Below are 16,519 nucleotides of genomic sequence, written 5' to 3' on the forward strand. Positions count from 1 at the left end.
TTGGCTTAGAAGCTTTCTTAGAGCAATACGGTTCTAAAAGTCGGACTAATCATCAGCAACAAACTGCAGATCAGGCCGACCAGCCACACCAGGCTGCGCAGGGATGGCTTATCCGCCAGGTATAACCACACGTAAAGAATTCGCGCGATCACAAAGATGATCGCCAGCGCATCGATCAACCAGCCTTGGGTTTGCGTGGTGTGCGCCATCAGCACACCCACGGCGAACAGGATGAACGCTTCGATGCAGTTCTGGTGCGCCGCCAGCGCCCGCGCGCCATAGCCAGTGAGTTGCGCCTGCTGTTGGCGCGGTAGATGGTTGTTGTAACCACCCTGCTCTTTCATGGCCTTGCCCACCGGCATGCGCGCGATGTAAATCAACAGTGCACTGATAAACACACACCAGAACGGAATACTCATCAAGCAGCCTCTTTATTGGTTTCGGGCAATGGTGCCTCTGTAGGGGTATAGACCATCACATCCAGCACGTCGGAATGAAACTCGCGGCGGTACAACACGATGACCACCCCGGCACTCATCAACATGAACAGCCACGGGCTGACAAACCACGCCAGCATGCTCATGCCGAAGTAATAAGAACGCAGACCGAAGTTGAACTGGTTCGCCGCCATCGAAATCACCCGCGCCGCCCGCAGCGCGAAGGCTTTACGCTCCTGCTCGGACACCTGACGCTCACCGATCATCGGCGCGGAACCGACCAGCACCGCAGCAAAGTTGTACTGACGCATGCACCAACTGAACGTGAAGAACGCATAGACGAACACCAGCGCCAGACACAGCAACTTGATCTCCGACATGCCCTGCGACGCCTGCTGCACCATCGGGATATCCGCCAGCAGCGACACGGCGCGTTCGGACGCACCGAGCACGGTGAGAATGCCGGCGAGGATGATCAGGGTGCTGGAGGCGAAGAACGAGGCGTTGCGCTCAAGATTGCCGATCACGCTGGCGTCGGCGATACGGTTGTCACGCAGCAGCATGCGGCGCATCCAGTCTTCGCGATACAGGTGCAGCACGCTGGCCAGACACGCGGTGTCGCGGGCCTTCCACGACGCATAACGGGTGTAGCCGCCCCAGCAGATGACAAACCAGAGCGCGGCCAGCAGGTGGATCAGATTGGCTTGGATGAACGACATGCAATTCCCTGTGGAGTATGGATGCTACCTGTGGGAGCGAGCCTGCTCGCGAAAGCGGCGTATCACACAACATTGATGACGGCTGACACAACGCTTTCGCGAGCAGGCTCGCTCCCACATTAAGACTTCGGCAGTGCTTCGACGTTAGCTCGCGGAAAAAGACACTGCCAGACGCCCATAAAAAATGCCCCGTATCGATTGATACGGGGCATTTCTGTTTAAGCGCTGAAGACCCGTTTGTGGCGGGTCAGACAACGTCAGGCAACGGCTTCGCTGCGCTTGCCCAGCAGGCGATCGCAGACCACGGCGACCACCAGGGTCATCACGCATGGCACCAGCCACGCCAGGCCCTGCTCGCTCAGCGGCAGGTGCGACAGCTGCGACGGCATCCAGTCAGCCAGACCGGCGCCCTTGAGCGCGTCGATGGTGCCGAACAGGAAAGATACCAGCATGACCGGGCCGAGGATCCGACCGTGTTCATGCCAGAAGTCCTTGCAGAAGCTCAGAGCCACCAGAACGATGCACGGCGGGTAGATCGCGGTCAGCACCGGGATCGAGAACGCGATCAGCTTGGTCAGGCCCAGGTTGGACACCAGCAGCGAGAACGCGGCGAGGATGATCACCAGAGTCTTGTATGACAGTGGCAGCACGCGGCTGAAGTATTCGGCGCAGGCGCAGGTCAGACCGACCGCCGTCACCAGGCACGCCAGCGAGATCAGCACCGCGAGGAAACCGCTGCCCAGCGAACCGAAGGTGTGTTGCACGTAAGCATGCAGCACCGCCGCACCGTTGGTGGCACCAACCGCGACTTCATGGCTGCCGGAACCGAGGCGGAACAAGCTGATGTACACCAGCGCCAGACCGACACCGGCGATAAGGCCGGCAATGATCGCGTAACGAGTGATCAGCGCAGGCGACTCGACGCCACGGGAGCGGATCGCGTTGACGATGACGATGCCGAACACCAGCGCGCCGAGGGTATCCATGGTCAGGTAACCGTTGATGAAGCCCTGGGAGAACGGTGCCGCGACGTATTCCGGCGTGGCCTGACCGATATCCCCGGCCGGCAGGGCGAACGCGGCGATGCCGAGTACCGCCAGGGCGATGATTTTCAGCGGCGCGAGGAAACGCCCCACGGTATCGAGCAGACGGCCCGGATACAGCGAGATGAAGAACACCAGCAGGAAGTACACCGAGCTGTAGAGGAACAGCGCCAGCGGGCTTTCGCCGGTCAGCGGCGCCAGACCCACTTCGAACGACACGGTCGCGGTCCGCGGGGTGGCGAACAGCGGGCCGACCGCCAGGTAGCATGCCGCGGCGAGCACACCACCGGCGATCTTGCCGATCGGGCTGCTCAGCGCATCCATCGCACCACCGACCTTGGCCAGGGCGACGACGGTGACCACCGGCAGACCGACAGCCGTGATCAGGAAGCCCAACGCCGCCATCCAGACGTTAGGTCCGGACTGCAGGCCGACGATAGGCGGGAAAATGATGTTGCCGGCCCCGACGAACAGGGCAAATGTCATAAAGCCCAGTGCCAGGATGTCCTGACCTTTCAAAACTTTCATTAAGGAAATACCACACTACTGAATCGGAATTTAGAGGGGGATTTCCCTGTGGGGTTAGGGAAATGCTGTCAGTCCGTATAAGACTGACCCGTTTAGCGCGTTGCATGCCTTGTGGGCGGCAGACGCAAAAATGGCTGCTAGCCTAACGAATTTGTCTGACAAACGCACTGTTTGAGGGCGAACTATCCGATACACGACGTGTCTGTGTCGCGTTTACGCATCTATTTTTCCTGCGGAGCACTCTGCAGGAAGACCCAGGACATGTAGCGAGGGGATTTATCCCCGATGGGGCGCGCAGCGGCCCCGATTGAGCCCGTATGATTTTTTCAGACTGAGCGCACTCACCTGCTTAGGGGACTGCTTCGCAGCCCATCGGGGATAAATCCCCTCACCACAAATGCCCGCTAAAACGCAGATGCCAGAAACAACAAAGGCCACCCGAAGGTGGCCTTTGTCTGGTGAAGCGTCAGTCAAGCACGAGGCTTACTTGACAGCCCAACCGGTCAGCTCGGCCAGGGCCTTGCCGATGTCCGCCAGCGAACGCACGGTTTTTACGCCTGCGTCTTGCAGCGCAGCGAATTTCTCGTCTGCAGTGCCTTTGCCGCCAGAGATGATTGCGCCAGCATGGCCCATGCGCTTGCCCGGAGGAGCAGTCACACCAGCGATGTAGGAAACAACCGGCTTGGTCACGTGTGCCTTGATGTAGGCAGCCGCTTCTTCTTCAGCCGAACCGCCGATCTCGCCGATCATCACGATCGCTTCGGTCTTCGGGTCTTCCTGGAACAGCTTCAGGATGTCGATGAAGTTCGAACCCGGGATCGGGTCACCACCGATGCCGACGCAAGTCGACTGACCGAAACCGGCGTCAGTGGTCTGCTTCACAGCTTCGTAGGTCAGGGTGCCGGAACGCGAAACGATACCGACCTTGCCTGGCAAGTGAATGTGACCTGGCATGATGCCGATCTTGCATTCGCCTGGGGTGATCACGCCTGGGCAGTTAGGGCCGATCAGGGTAACACCCAGCTCGTCGCACTTAACTTTGGCGTCCAGCATGTCCAGGGTAGGAATGCCTTCGGTGATGCAGACGATCAGCTTGATGCCGCCGAAAGCAGCTTCCAGGATCGAGTCCTTGCAGAAAGGAGCCGGAACGTAGATCACGCTGGCGGTAGCGCCAGTGGCAGCTACTGCGTCTTTAACGGTGTTGAACACTGGCAGACCCAGGTGCTCGGTGCCGCCTTTGCCCGGAGTTACGCCACCAACCATCTTGGTGCCGTATTCGATGGCTTGCTGGGTGTGGAAACTACCTTGCGAACCGGTAATACCCTGGCAGATAACTTTGGTGTCTTTATTGATCAGGACGCTCATTATTTGCCCTCCGCAGCTTTGACAACTTGTTGAGCAGCGTCGGTCAGGCTGGTAGCAGCGATGATGTTCAAACCGCTTTCTGCCAGTACTTTAGCGCCCAGCTCAGCGTTGTTGCCTTCAAGGCGAACAACAACCGGGATTTTCACGCCGACTTCTTTCACTGCACCGATGATGCCTTCGGCAATCATGTCGCAACGAACGATGCCGCCGAAGATGTTAACCAGTACTGCAGCGACGTTGGTGTCGGACAGAATGATTTTGAATGCTTCGGTCACGCGCTCTTTGGTAGCACCACCACCTACGTCGAGGAAGTTGGCTGGCTTGCCGCCGTGCAGGTTGACGATGTCCATGGTACCCATGGCCAGGCCGGCACCGTTGACCATGCAGCCGATGTTGCCTTCCAGGGCTACGTAGTTCAGTTCGAACTTGGCAGCGTGCGCTTCGCGCGGATCGTCTTGCGACGGATCGTGGAAAGTCTTCAGCTTAGGCTGACGATACATGGCGTTGGCGTCGATGTTGATCTTGGCGTCCAGGCAGTGCAGATCGCCGTCAGCCTTGATCACCAGCGGGTTCACTTCCAGCAGGGCCAGATCGTGATCCTGGAACAGTTTGGCCAGACCAACGAAGATCTTGGCGAACTGGGCAACTTGCTTGCCTTCCAGACCCAGTTGGAACGCCAGCTCGCGACCCTGGAATGGCTGAGCGCCAACCAGTGGATCGATAGTGGCCTTCAGAATTTTTTCTGGAGTGTCGTGAGCGATTTTCTCGATGTCCACGCCACCTTCGGTGGAAGCCATGAACACGATGCGACGGCTCGAACGGTCAACGACAGCGCCCAGGTACAGCTCTTTAGCGATATCAGTGCACGATTCAACCAGGATCTTGGTGACTGGCTGACCATTGGCGTCAGTCTGGTAAGTCACCAGACGCTTGCCCAGCCACTGCTGTGCGAAGGCCTTGGCGTCTTCTTTGTTGCGAACCAGCTTGACGCCGCCCGCTTTACCGCGACCACCGGCGTGGACCTGGGCTTTGACAACCCACTCGCTGCCGCCGATTTTGTCGCAAGCTTCTGCTGCTGCTTCCGGGGTGTCTACTGCGTAACCAGTGGAAACTGGCAGGCCGTATTCAGCGAACAGCTGCTTACCCTGATACTCGTGAAGATTCATGCTTTTTACCGTCTTCGTTAGGTACTGCGCATTCGGCGCTGCGCTCTTGATGAGTGCCGCGCCACCTGTGACTGCTGCTTGCGTAGCCTTTCCGGATACCCGGTGCAGCTACGCAAGACTGCGTCCAGCGGACATTCCGCGGTGAGACTTGCTCGCAAGGCTCACGACGGGCCGCAACCGCCGTGGTTTCTTATTGTGTGTCTTAACGCTTCTTGCGGTTGGCAATGTGGATGGCGCCGCCATTCACAGCCAGAGCAGCTTCGTGCAAGGCTTCAGACAGGGTCGGATGGGAGAAAACCATCATGCCCAGGTCTTCAGCGCTGGTGCCGAATTCCATACCGATCGCGCCCTGCTGAACCAGTTCTGCAGCGCTCGGGCCAATCACGTGCACGCCCAATACGCGGTCGGTCTTGGCATCAGCGATGACCTTGACGAAACCACCGGTATCGTTGGCGGCCATGGCACGGCCGGAAGCGGCGAACGGGAAGGTGCCGACGTTAACTTCAACGCCTTCGGCTTTCAAGGCCTGCTCGGTTTTGCCAACCCACGCGATTTCCGGGTGAGTATAAATAACCGAAGGGATCAGGTCATAGTTCATCTGGGCTTTGTGGCCCTTGATGCGCTCGACAACCATGATGCCCTCTTCCGAGGCCTTGTGCGCCAGCATCATGCCGCGAACCACGTCACCGATGGCGTAAACGCCCGGTACGGTGGTGGCGCAGTGATCGTCAACGTGCACGAAACCGCGCTCGTCCAGGGTCACGCCGCTGTCGGCAGCCAGCAGATCAGTGGTCACCGGACGGCGACCAACGGCTACGATCAGCTTGTCGAAAGTGATGGACTGTTCGCCGTTGGCATCGGTGTAGTTAACCACGACTTCGTCGCCGTTCACTTTCGAACCGGTTACGCGAGCACCCAGCTTGATGTCCAGACCTTGCTTGGTCAGGGTTTTCAGCGCTTCCTTGGAAACAGCGGTGTCCGCTGCCATCAGGAAGGTGTCCAGTGCTTCGAGGACAACCACTTCGGAACCCAGACGCGACCACACCGAACCCAGTTCCAGACCGATCACGCCAGCGCCGATCACGCCCAGACGCTTAGGTACGGATTGGAATTCCAGAGCACCAGTCGAATCGACGATGACTTTCTGATCGACCGGAGCCGGTGGAATGTCGATCGGACGCGAACCTGGTGCCAGGATGACGTTTTCGGCTTCGATGACTTCAACCGAACCGTCCGGCTTGGTGACTTCGACTTTCTTGCCAGCCAGCAGCTTGCCGTGGCCCTGGATCGAGGTAACGCCGTTAGCCTTGAACAGGGTGGCAACGCCGCCAGTCAGGTTCTTGACGATGCCAGCCTTGCGGCCAACCATCGCAGCGACGTCCATTTTGACTTCGCCGGTCGAGATACCGTGAACGTTGAAGCTCTCTTTGGCTTCCTTGTACTTCCAGGAGCTGTCCAGCAGCGCCTTGGACGGAATGCAGCCGACGTTCAGGCAAGTACCGCCGAGGGCCTGTTTGCCTTCAGCGTCGGTGTACTTCTCGATGCAGGCAGTGGTGAGACCCAGCTGCGCGGCCTTGATGGCAGCTACATAGCCGCCAGGGCCGGCACCGATCACTACTACGTCAAATTTCTGCGACATTCAAAAAATCCTCTTTAGCGAAAAGCTTCAAGCCGCGCGCTGCGGGCCGTACCGCCGTTGCCGACGGTACGGCCCGCAGCGCATGGCTACTTCTATCAGATATCCAGCAACAGACGAGCCGGATCTTCCAGCAGGTTCTTGATGGTCACCAGGAAGGTTACAGCTTCTTTGCCATCGATCAGGCGGTGATCGTAGGACAGTGCCAGGTACATCATCGGACGGATCACGACCTGACCGTTGATGGCCATAGGACGCTGGATGATGTTGTGCATGCCCAGAATCGCTGCCTGCGGCGGGTTGACGATCGGGGTCGACATCATCGAACCGAAGGTACCACCGTTGGTGATGGTGAAGGTACCGCCGGTCATCTCTTCCATCGACAGTTTGCCGTCACGGGCTTTCTTGCCGAACGTGGCGATGCCGCCTTCGATTTCAGCCAGGCTCATCAGCTCGGCGTTACGCAGAACCGGAACGACCAGACCACGGTCGCTGGAAACCGCAACACCGATGTCGGCGTAGCCGTGGTAAACGATGTCCGCACCGTCGATCGAAGCGTTGACCGCCGGGAAGCGTTTCAGCGCTTCGGTGGCAGCCTTGACGAAGAACGACATGAAGCCCAGGCGTACGCCGTTGTGGGACTTCTCGAACAGGTCCTTGTACTTCGAACGCAGAGCCATGACTTCGGTCATGTCGACTTCGTTGAAAGTGGTCAGCATTGCCATGTTCGACTGGGCTTCAACCAGACGCTCGGCAACCTTGGCACGCAGACGGGTCATAGGTACGCGTTTTTCAACGCGATCACCGGCAGCGAATACCGGCGCAGCGGCAGCCGGAGCAGCAGCCTTGGCAGGAGCAGCAGCCGGAGCGGCTTTCTTCGCGGCAACAGCAGCGACCACGTCTTCCTTGGTCACACGACCGCCTTTGCCGGTACCGGCAACGGAAGCGATGTTGATGCCGTTTTCTTCAGCCAGCTTGCGCGCAGCCGGAGCAGCAACAGGATCGTCTTCGCCTTCGGCAGCAGCCGGGGCAGCGGCAGCAGCGGCCGGAGCAGCAGCGGCGGCTGGAGCAGCGGCAGCAGCGCCGCCCGCTTCGATGGAGCCCAGGACTTCGTCGGACAGAACGGTGTCGCCTTCGTTTTTGACGATTGCGCCCAGCACGCCGTCGGCGGTCGCCAGCACTTCCAGTACGACTTTGTCGGTTTCGATGTCGACGATCAGGTCGTCACGCTTGACAGCGTCGCCCGGTTGTTTGTGCCAGGTGGCAACGGTGCCATCGGCAACCGATTCCGGGAAAGTGGGGGCTTTGATCTCGATAGCCATTATCTGTGGTTCCTTAAATTCGGTTTCAGGTGCGCGAAGGCGTTAAACGGTAAACGCGTCTTGCAGCAGTTTTTCCTGCTGCTCGGCGTGCATCGATGCGTAACCACATGCTGGGGCAGCAGAAGCCTCGCGGCCCGCGTACTCGAGTACGAGAGACTTGTCGAGGTTACCGATGCTGCGACGCAGGTGGTGCTGGCTGCAGTACCAGGCGCCCTGGTTCATCGGCTCTTCCTGACACCAGACGGCATGCTTGACGTTGGTGTAAGGCGCCAGGACTTCTTTCAAGTCGTCCTCAGGGAATGGATACAGCTGCTCGATACGCACGATGGCGATATCGTCACGGCCTTCGGCACGACGTTTTTCCAGCAGGTCGTAGTAGACCTTGCCGCTACACAGAACAACGCGCTCGACCTTTTTCGGGTCCAGGGCATCGATTTCCGGGATCACGGTCTGGAACGAACCTTCAGCCAGATCTTCCAGGGTCGAGACGGCCAGCTTGTGGCGCAGCAGCGACTTCGGCGTCAGCACTACCAGAGGTTTGCGCAGCGGGCGAATCACCTGACGACGCAGCAAGTGGTAGATCTGGGCCGGGGTGGTCGGCATGCACACCTGAATGTTGTGCTCGGCGCACAGCTGCAGGTAACGCTCAAGACGAGCCGAGCTGTGCTCAGGGCCCTGACCTTCGTAGCCGTGTGGCAACAGCATGGTCAGACCGCAGAGACGGCCCCACTTGTGTTCGCCGCTGGTGATGAACTGGTCGATAACAACCTGTGCACCGTTGGCGAAGTCGCCGAACTGGGCTTCCCAGATCACCAGCGCGTTTGGCGTGGTGGTCGAGTAACCATATTCGAAGGCCAATACCGCTTCTTCCGAGAGGAACGAGTCGTACAGGTCAAAGCGTGGCTGACCGTCGTACAGGTTCTGCAGCGGAATGTAGGTGCCCGCGTCTTTCTGGTTGTGCAGCACAGCGTGACGGTGCGAGAACGTACCGCGGCCGATGTCCTGACCGGTCATGCGGATCGGGTGACCTTCGAACGCCAGGGTCGCGTACGCCATGGTTTCGGCGTAACCCCAGTTGATCGGCAGGCCGCCGGCTTGCATCTTCTGACGGTCTTCGTAGATCTTCGCGACCTGACGCTGAACCACGAAGCCTTCCGGAATTTCCAGCAGCTTGGCGGACAGTTCCTGCAGGGTCTTCAGATCGAAACGGGTGTCGTGACGCGCAGTCCAGGCGTGGCCCAGATACGGACGCCAGTCCACGAACAACTCTTTGTTCGGCTCTTTGACCAGCGATTTCACTACGTGCAGACCGTTGTCCAGCGCGTTGCGGTACTCGTCGACCTTGGCCTGAACACGTTCAGCGTCCAGTACACCGGCCTGAGTCAGGCGATCAGCGTACAGCTCACGGGTGGTGCGCTGCTTGGTGATCTGCTGATACATCAGCGGCTGGGTGCCGCTTGGCTCGTCGGCCTCGTTGTGGCCGCGACGACGGTAGCAGACCAGGTCGATCACCACGTCACGCTTGAACTGCATGCGGTAATCGATGGCCAGCTGGGTCACGAACAGCACGGCTTCCGGATCATCACCATTCACATGGAGGATCGGCGCCTGGATCATCTTCGCAACGTCGGTGGCGTACTCGGTGGAACGCGAGTCCAACGGGTTGCTGATGGTGAAACCCACCTGGTTGTTGATCACGATGTGCACGGTACCGCCGGTCTTGAAACCGCGGGTCTGCGACATCTGGAAGGTTTCCATGACCACGCCCTGACCTGCGAATGCAGCGTCACCGTGGATGGAGATCGGCAGCACCTTCTCACCGGTCGGGTCGTTACGACGATCCTGACGGGCGCGAACCGAACCTTCTACCACCGGGGAAACGATTTCCAGGTGGGACGGGTTGAACGCCATGGCCAGGTGAACTTCACCGCCGGTGGTCATCACGTTGGACGAGAAGCCCTGGTGGTATTTGACGTCACCGGAACCCAGCTCGACCTTCTTCTTGCCTTCGAACTCGTCGAACAGCTCGCGCGGGTTCTTGCCGAAGGTGTTGACCAGCACGTTCAGACGGCCACGGTGGGCCATGCCGATGACGACTTCCTTGGTGCCGTAGGAACCGGAACGCTGGATCAGTTCGTCGAGCATAGGAATCAGGCTTTCGCCGCCTTCCAGACCGAAACGCTTGGTGCCCGGGTATTTGGTGCCCAGGTATTTTTCCAGGCCTTCACCGGCAGTCACGCGCTCAAGCAGGTGGCTCTTGATGTCGGCGGAGTACGTCGGACGACCGCGCACGCTTTCCAGACGCTGCTGGAACCACTGGCGCTGCTCGGAATCGGTGATGTGCGTAAATTCAGCGCCGATGGTGCGGCAATATGTCTGCTGCAACGCTTCGTGAATTTCGCGTAGGCTCGCTTCCTCTTTGCCGATGAACAGGTCGCCGGCACGGAAGGTCGTATCAAGATCGGCATTGGTCAAGCCGTAATGATTGATCGACAGGTCTGCAGGTGCAGGACGCTGCCACAGCCCCAGCGGGTCAAGCTGGGCTGCCTGGTGGCCACGCATACGGTAGGCCTGGATCAATCGCAGCACTTCAACTTGCTTCTTCTCGTGCTCACTGCTCACGCTCCCGGCGGAAACCGGTTGGGCGCGGCGCTGGTTCTTTGCCAGCAGCACGAAATGATCGCGAATTGTGGAGTGCGAAACATCAGTGGCAGAGCTGCCGTCGGCAGGCAGCTTCTGAAAGTAGGTGCGCCACTCTTCTGGCACAGCGTTAGGGTCGTGCAGGTAGAGCTCATAAAGCTCTTCCACATAGGCAGCGTTTCCACCTGAAAGGTAGGCGCTGTTCCACATGCGCTGCATCACGCTTTCTTGCATGCTTGGTCACCCTCGGTTAGGGGAACACCATCGGCGTCAATACCGAGCAAACTTGCAGAAGTCCGAATGCAGCGACCAAAACAAGCCACTTAGGATCACGCTGATAGTCCGGGTACCAGCCCGGATGCCCCTGCTTGTCTCATTTCTTCAAAATAAGAGCTGCAGCTTGTGGCTACTGCTCTGGTTATAGCCATGACGCGGGTTGAAGCCCGCGCCACAGCCTCTTCGTTACAGCGGTTCTACGGTTACAGCAGCTGAATCACACGCCGCTCGAAAGCAGCATGTTACGGATGTGACCGATGGCCTTAGTCGGGTTCAGGCCTTTCGGACATACGTTGACGCAGTTCATGATGCCCCGGCAGCGGAAAACGCTGAACGGGTCATCCAGCGAAGCCAGACGCTCGGACGTCTTGGTGTCACGGCTGTCTGCCAGGAAGCGGTACGCTTGCAGCAGGGCAGCCGGGCCCAGGAACTTGTCCGGGTTCCACCAGAAGGACGGGCACGAGGTCGAGCAGCAGGCGCACAGGATGCACTCGTACAGACCGTCGAGCTTTTCACGCTCTTCAGGGGACTGCAGACGCTCGATGGCCGGAGCCGGCGTGTCGTTCTGCAGGTAAGGCTTAACCTTCTCGTATTGCTTGTAGAAGATGCTCATATCGACAACCAGGTCACGGATGACCGGCAAACCTGGCAGCGGACGAACGATCAACTTGTTGCCTTTTACGACAGCGGACAGCGGCGTGATGCACGCCAGGCCGTTCTTGCCGTTGATGTTCATGCCGTCGGAGCCGCAGACGCCTTCACGGCAAGAGCGACGATAGGAGAAACCCTCGTCCTGCTCTTTGATCAGGGCCAGCACGTCCAGCACCATCAGGTCTTTACCACCGGTATCGACCTGGAATTCCTGCATGAACGGCGCAGCGTCCTGATCAGGGTTGTAGCGATAAACACTGACTTGCAACATGGCGGTCACCCTTAATAAGTCCGGACTTTAGGTTCGAAAGTCGGAACAGTCTTCGGCGAGAAGTTTACGGCACGCTTGGCGACGCGTTTCTCACCCGGGAAGTACAGGGTGTGGCACAGCCAGTTTTCGTCGTCACGGTCTTCGAAGTCTTCACGGGCGTGAGCGCCGCGGGACTCTTTACGTACTTCGGCCGCGATGGCGGTAGCTTCAGCCACTTCCAGCAGGTTTTGCAGCTCCAGAGCTTCGATACGCGCGGTGTTGAACGCTTGCGACTTGTCGTTGATCTTCACGTTGGCGATGCGCTTGCGCAGATCGGCCAGCTGAGCGATACCCTTCTGCATGTATTCGCCAGTGCGGAATACACCGAAGTAGTTCTGCATGCAGCTTTGCAGCTCGCGACGCAGGGTAGCCACGTCTTCGCCATCGGTACGGCCGTTCAGCGCGTTCAGACGCGACAGGGCAGCTTCGATGTCGGCTTCGGTAGCGTCGTCGTATTCGATGCCGTCGGTCAGCGCCTTTTCCAGGTGCAGGCCGGCAGCGCGGCCGAATACCACCAGGTCGAGCAGCGAGTTGCCGCCCAGACGGTTGGCACCGTGTACCGATACGCAAGCCACTTCACCTACGGCGAACAGACCAGGAATGATCTGATCCACGCCTTCGGCGTTCTGGGTGATCGCCTGACCATGAATGTTGGTGGCAACGCCGCCCATCATGTAGTGGCAGGTCGGTACAACCGGAACCGGAGCAACCACCGGGTCAACGTGTGCGAAAGTCTTCGACAGTTCGCAGATGCCTGGCAGACGGCTGTGCAGCACTTCCTCGCCCAGGTGGTCGAGTTTGAGCATTACGTGGTCGCCATTCGGACCGCAACCGTTGCCGGCGATGATTTCTTTAACCATCGAGCGGGCAACCACGTCACGACCAGCCAGGTCCTTCGCGTTCGGAGCATAACGCTCCATGAAACGCTCGCCGTGCTTGTTGATCAGGTAACCACCTTCACCACGGCAACCTTCGGTCACCAGTACACCGGCGCCAGCGATGCCGGTCGGGTGGAACTGCCACATTTCGATGTCTTGTACCGGCACGCCAGCACGCAGCGCCATGCCAACGCCGTCACCGGTGTTGATCAGGGCGTTGGTGGTGGAGGCGTAGATACGGCCAGCACCGCCAGTAGCCAGTACGGTGGCCTTGGCGCGAATGTACGAAGTTTCGCCGGTTTCGATGCAGATCGCGATCACACCGACAAACTCGCCTTCCTGGTTTTTCACCAGGTCGACAGCGTAGTACTCGTTCAGGAACGTGGTGCCGGCTTTCAGGTTGCCCTGATAAAGGGTGTGCAGCAGTGCGTGACCGGTACGGTCGGACGCTGCGCAGGTACGGGCAGCCTGACCACCTTTACCGTAGTCCTTGGACTGACCACCGAACGGACGCTGGTAGATACGGCCTTGCTCGGTACGCGAGAACGGCAGACCCATGTGGTCCAGCTCGAAAACGGCCGCCGGGCCTTCCTGACACATGTATTCGATAGCGTCCTGGTCACCGATGTAGTCGGAACCCTTGACGGTATCGTACATGTGCCAGCGCCAGTCATCGTTCGGGTCAGCGGACGCGATCGCGCAGGTGATGCCGCCCTGGGCGGATACAGTGTGCGAACGGGTCGGGAAAACCTTGGTGATCACCGCAGTCTTGTGACCGCCCTGCGCCAGCTGCAGCGCAGCGCGCATGCCGGCACCGCCACCACCAATAATGATGGCGTCGAAAGAAATCGTTGGAATGTTAGCCATGACTCAGATACCCCAGAGAATCTGCACACCCCAGACGAAGTAAGCGAACATCGCAACGCCGCATACTGCCTGGAAAAGGAAACGTATAGCCGTCGCGGACTTGCCGAACGCCATTGGCGTCAGGTAGTCAGTCGCGATGGTCCACATGCCGACCCAGGCGTGAGCGCCGAGAGCAACAAGGGCCAGGAGGCTGAAAATACGCATCCCGTTGTGGGCGAACAGTTCATGCCACTGGGCGTACTCGAGGCCTGGGTGGGCCACGACGTATCCGATCAGAAAAATGAAGTAAGCCGCGAGAACGACCGCCGACACACGTTGCGCCATCCAGTCATAGAGGCCCGAACGCGAGAGGTTCGTGACGTTAGTTACCATATCCAGACTCCTGCCAGAACGATTACCACCACGGAAACGGCGATAACGATTTTCGAGCCCAGCTTGCCGCCTTCCAGCGTCTCACCGATGCCCATGTCCATGATCAAATGGCGCACACCGGCAACCAGGTGATAAAGCAGAGCGGACAGGATGCCCCAAATCACTAGCTTGGCTAGCGGACTGGTCAGACACGCTTTCACCTGACCGAAGCCTTCCTCGGAGCTCAGCGACTTGTCCAATGCGTAAAGCATGATGGCAAGGCACACGAAGAGGATGACACCGGAGATACGGTGAAGAATGGACGTGTAAGCAGTGACTGGGAGTTTGATGGTCCTTAGGTCTAGGTTTACAGGTCGTTGGCTTTTCACGGCTTTTTTTTCACACTGAAGAGCCCCTAACAATCAGGGCAAAGTTGTTGGGGAGTGCACTGGTCAGGTAACCACCACCCAGGGATGCGACCCCCAATGAAAGCAAGCCCAAAAGCCCTTGGCGGTCGGTGGCCGAGTATAGACAGTTAGGCTACTAATGACAACGCAATCACCTACCCCAAATAGCTGATTGCACAAGTCGTATAAAAGGCGTAAATGGCAGTCAATTTCGAGGAAAAAGTGCGCTTAAAGCCTTCTGGAGCAAGACTTTAGGCAAATTGACATTCGAATTTATCTCACTATAGTGGTGCGGGCCCTGCGTGGGGGGTCTGTCTGATGGTTCAAGCATAAATAGGAGGCCACATGGCTGACAAAAAAGCGCAGTTGATCATCGAGGGCGCAGCCCCCGTCGAGCTGCCCATTTTAACCGGCACCGTTGGTCCCGATGTAATCGATGTTCGGGGCCTGACGGCCACGGGCCGCTTCACTTTCGACCCGGGTTTCATGTCGACCGCCTCGTGCGAATCGAAGATCACCTATATCGACGGCGACAACGGCATTCTGTTGCACCGCGGCTACCCGATCGAACAGCTGGCTGAAAAGTCGGACTACCTGGAAACCTGCTACTTGCTGCTCAACGGCGAATTGCCGACTGCAGAACAGAAGGCCCAGTTCGTCAGCACCGTGAAAAACCACACCATGGTTCACGAGCAGCTGAAAACCTTCTTCAACGGCTTCCGTCGCGACGCCCACCCGATGGCCGTCATGTGCGGCGTAGTCGGCGCCCTCTCGGCCTTCTACCACGACTCCCTGGACATCAATAACCCGCAGCATCGCGAAATCTCCGCGATCCGTCTGGTTGCCAAGATGCCTACCCTGGCAGCGATGGTTTACAAGTACTCCATGGGCCAACCCATGATGTACCCGCGCAACGACCTGACGTACGCGGAAAACTTCCTGCACATGATGTTCAACACCCCGTGCGAGATCAAACCGATCAGCCCGGTACTCGCCAAGGCCATGGACCGGATCTTCATCCTCCACGCCGACCACGAGCAGAACGCATCGACGTCCACCGTGCGCCTGGCAGGTTCCTCGGGGGCCAACCCGTTCGCCTGTATCGCCGCCGGTATCGCCGCACTGTGGGGCCCTGCCCACGGCGGTGCGAACGAAGCCGTTCTGACCATGCTCGATGAAATCGGCGATGTTTCGAACATCGACAAGTTCATCGCCAAGGCCAAGGACAAGAACGATCCGTTCAAGCTGATGGGCTTCGGTCACCGCGTTTACAAGAACCGCGATCCGCGCGCGACTGTGATGAAGCAGACCTGCGACGAAGTACTGAAGGAACTGGGCATCAACAACGATCCGCAACTCGAACTGGCCATGCGCCTGGAAGAGATCGCGCTGACCGACCCGTACTTCATCGAGCGCTCGCTGTATCCGAACGTCGACTTCTACTCGGGGATCATCCTCAAGGCGATCGGCATTCCGACCAGCATGTTCACCGTGATCTTCGCTCTGGCGCGTACTGTGGGCTGGATCTCGCACTGGAAAGAAATGCTCTCCAGCCCGTACAAGATTGGCCGTCCGCGCCAGTTGTACACTGGCTACGAGTCGCGTGATATCACCAAGCTGGAAGACCGCAAATAGGGCTTGTCTTGCGATAACGTCTTGAAGTTGTATCGGGAACGGCCTCTTATATAGAGGCCGTTTTTGTTTGTCTGGTTGCAGCGGCCTGTGGGCCGACTGGTTTTTTGGTTTTTTGGGTGTATATCCGTTGCTTCGGGTGTTGCTGATTACGGTTCCGCCCTTACGGCGGGTCACTTTTTCCAAACGCCGAAAAAGTAACCAAAAAGGCTTCCCCCGGCGTACGGCACTTCGCTGAGGCTCAGTGTTCCCTCGCTACGGTGTCCATCCGGGGGCATCGCCTCCGGTTTG

Annotated in this window: 13 protein-coding genes; 1 reads left to right on the forward strand and 12 read right to left on the reverse strand. The window is 58.6% G+C overall.

The annotated features are described in order from the left end of the window. Positions 1 to 17: 17 nt before the first annotated feature. The 12 genes from AC3WMV_RS26670 to sdhC form a co-directional block, all read right to left on the reverse strand. Positions 18 to 419: an MAPEG family protein gene (locus AC3WMV_RS26670; protein WP_007962864.1), complete on the reverse strand. Its 402-nt coding sequence runs from the start codon at positions 417 to 419 to the stop codon at positions 18 to 20. Further along, positions 419 to 1,156: a DUF599 domain-containing protein gene (locus tag AC3WMV_RS26675; RefSeq protein WP_027614039.1), complete on the reverse strand. Its 738-nt coding sequence runs from the start codon at positions 1,154 to 1,156 to the stop codon at positions 419 to 421. The genes AC3WMV_RS26670 and AC3WMV_RS26675 overlap by 1 nt, the downstream gene beginning before the upstream one ends. Before the next feature lie 257 nt (positions 1,157 to 1,413). Beyond that, a complete protein-coding gene (brnQ, locus tag AC3WMV_RS26680) occupies positions 1,414 to 2,727 on the reverse strand; it encodes a branched-chain amino acid transport system II carrier protein (RefSeq protein WP_027614038.1) in 1,314 nt (437 codons plus the stop codon). 483 nt (positions 2,728 to 3,210) lie between these two features. Then, entirely contained in the window at positions 3,211 to 4,092 is an 882-nt protein-coding gene (sucD, locus tag AC3WMV_RS26685) for a succinate--CoA ligase subunit alpha (RefSeq protein WP_003223019.1), read from the reverse strand. Beyond that, positions 4,092 to 5,258 (reverse strand): ADP-forming succinate--CoA ligase subunit beta, encoded by a 1,167-nt coding sequence (sucC, locus tag AC3WMV_RS26690; RefSeq protein ID WP_003223015.1) that lies wholly within the window; start codon positions 5,256 to 5,258, stop codon positions 4,092 to 4,094. Before sucC ends, sucD begins: the two co-directional genes overlap by 1 nt. Before the next feature lie 202 nt (positions 5,259 to 5,460). Continuing rightward, positions 5,461 to 6,897: a dihydrolipoyl dehydrogenase gene (lpdA, locus tag AC3WMV_RS26695; RefSeq protein ID WP_007962860.1), complete on the reverse strand. Its 1,437-nt coding sequence runs from the start codon at positions 6,895 to 6,897 to the stop codon at positions 5,461 to 5,463. A 95-nt stretch (positions 6,898 to 6,992) separates the two neighbouring features. Then, on the reverse strand, positions 6,993 to 8,216 hold the full coding sequence (odhB, locus tag AC3WMV_RS26700) for a 2-oxoglutarate dehydrogenase complex dihydrolipoyllysine-residue succinyltransferase (RefSeq protein WP_103369298.1): 1,224 nt from the start codon (positions 8,214 to 8,216) through the stop codon (positions 6,993 to 6,995). 42 nt (positions 8,217 to 8,258) lie between these two features. After that, positions 8,259 to 11,090: a 2-oxoglutarate dehydrogenase E1 component gene (locus AC3WMV_RS26705; protein WP_027614036.1), complete on the reverse strand. Its 2,832-nt coding sequence runs from the start codon at positions 11,088 to 11,090 to the stop codon at positions 8,259 to 8,261. 259 nt (positions 11,091 to 11,349) lie between these two features. Then, entirely contained in the window at positions 11,350 to 12,054 is a 705-nt protein-coding gene (locus AC3WMV_RS26710; RefSeq protein ID WP_003223007.1) for a succinate dehydrogenase iron-sulfur subunit, read from the reverse strand. An 11-nt stretch (positions 12,055 to 12,065) separates the two neighbouring features. Beyond that, positions 12,066 to 13,838, reverse strand: a complete 1,773-nt coding sequence (gene sdhA, locus AC3WMV_RS26715; RefSeq protein ID WP_007962857.1) for a succinate dehydrogenase flavoprotein subunit — start codon at positions 13,836 to 13,838, stop codon at positions 12,066 to 12,068. 3 nt (positions 13,839 to 13,841) lie between these two features. Beyond that, complete coding sequence (sdhD, locus tag AC3WMV_RS26720; RefSeq protein WP_003222999.1) at positions 13,842 to 14,210, reverse strand: succinate dehydrogenase, hydrophobic membrane anchor protein; 369 nt, start codon at positions 14,208 to 14,210, stop codon at positions 13,842 to 13,844. Continuing rightward, positions 14,204 to 14,578 carry a succinate dehydrogenase, cytochrome b556 subunit gene (gene sdhC, locus AC3WMV_RS26725; protein ID WP_016773673.1) on the reverse strand — a complete coding sequence of 125 codons (375 nt, stop codon included), beginning with the start codon at positions 14,576 to 14,578 and terminating at the stop codon, positions 14,204 to 14,206. Before sdhC ends, sdhD begins: the two co-directional genes overlap by 7 nt. 363 nt (positions 14,579 to 14,941) lie before the next feature. On the opposite strand from sdhC, the gene gltA reads away from it, so the two are divergent. Further along, a complete protein-coding gene (gltA, locus tag AC3WMV_RS26730; protein WP_003222994.1) occupies positions 14,942 to 16,231 on the forward strand; it encodes a citrate synthase in 1,290 nt (429 codons plus the stop codon). Positions 16,232 to 16,519 lie beyond the last annotated feature (288 nt).

It is taken from the genome of Pseudomonas sp. FW305-3-2-15-E-TSA4 (assembly GCF_058787295.1).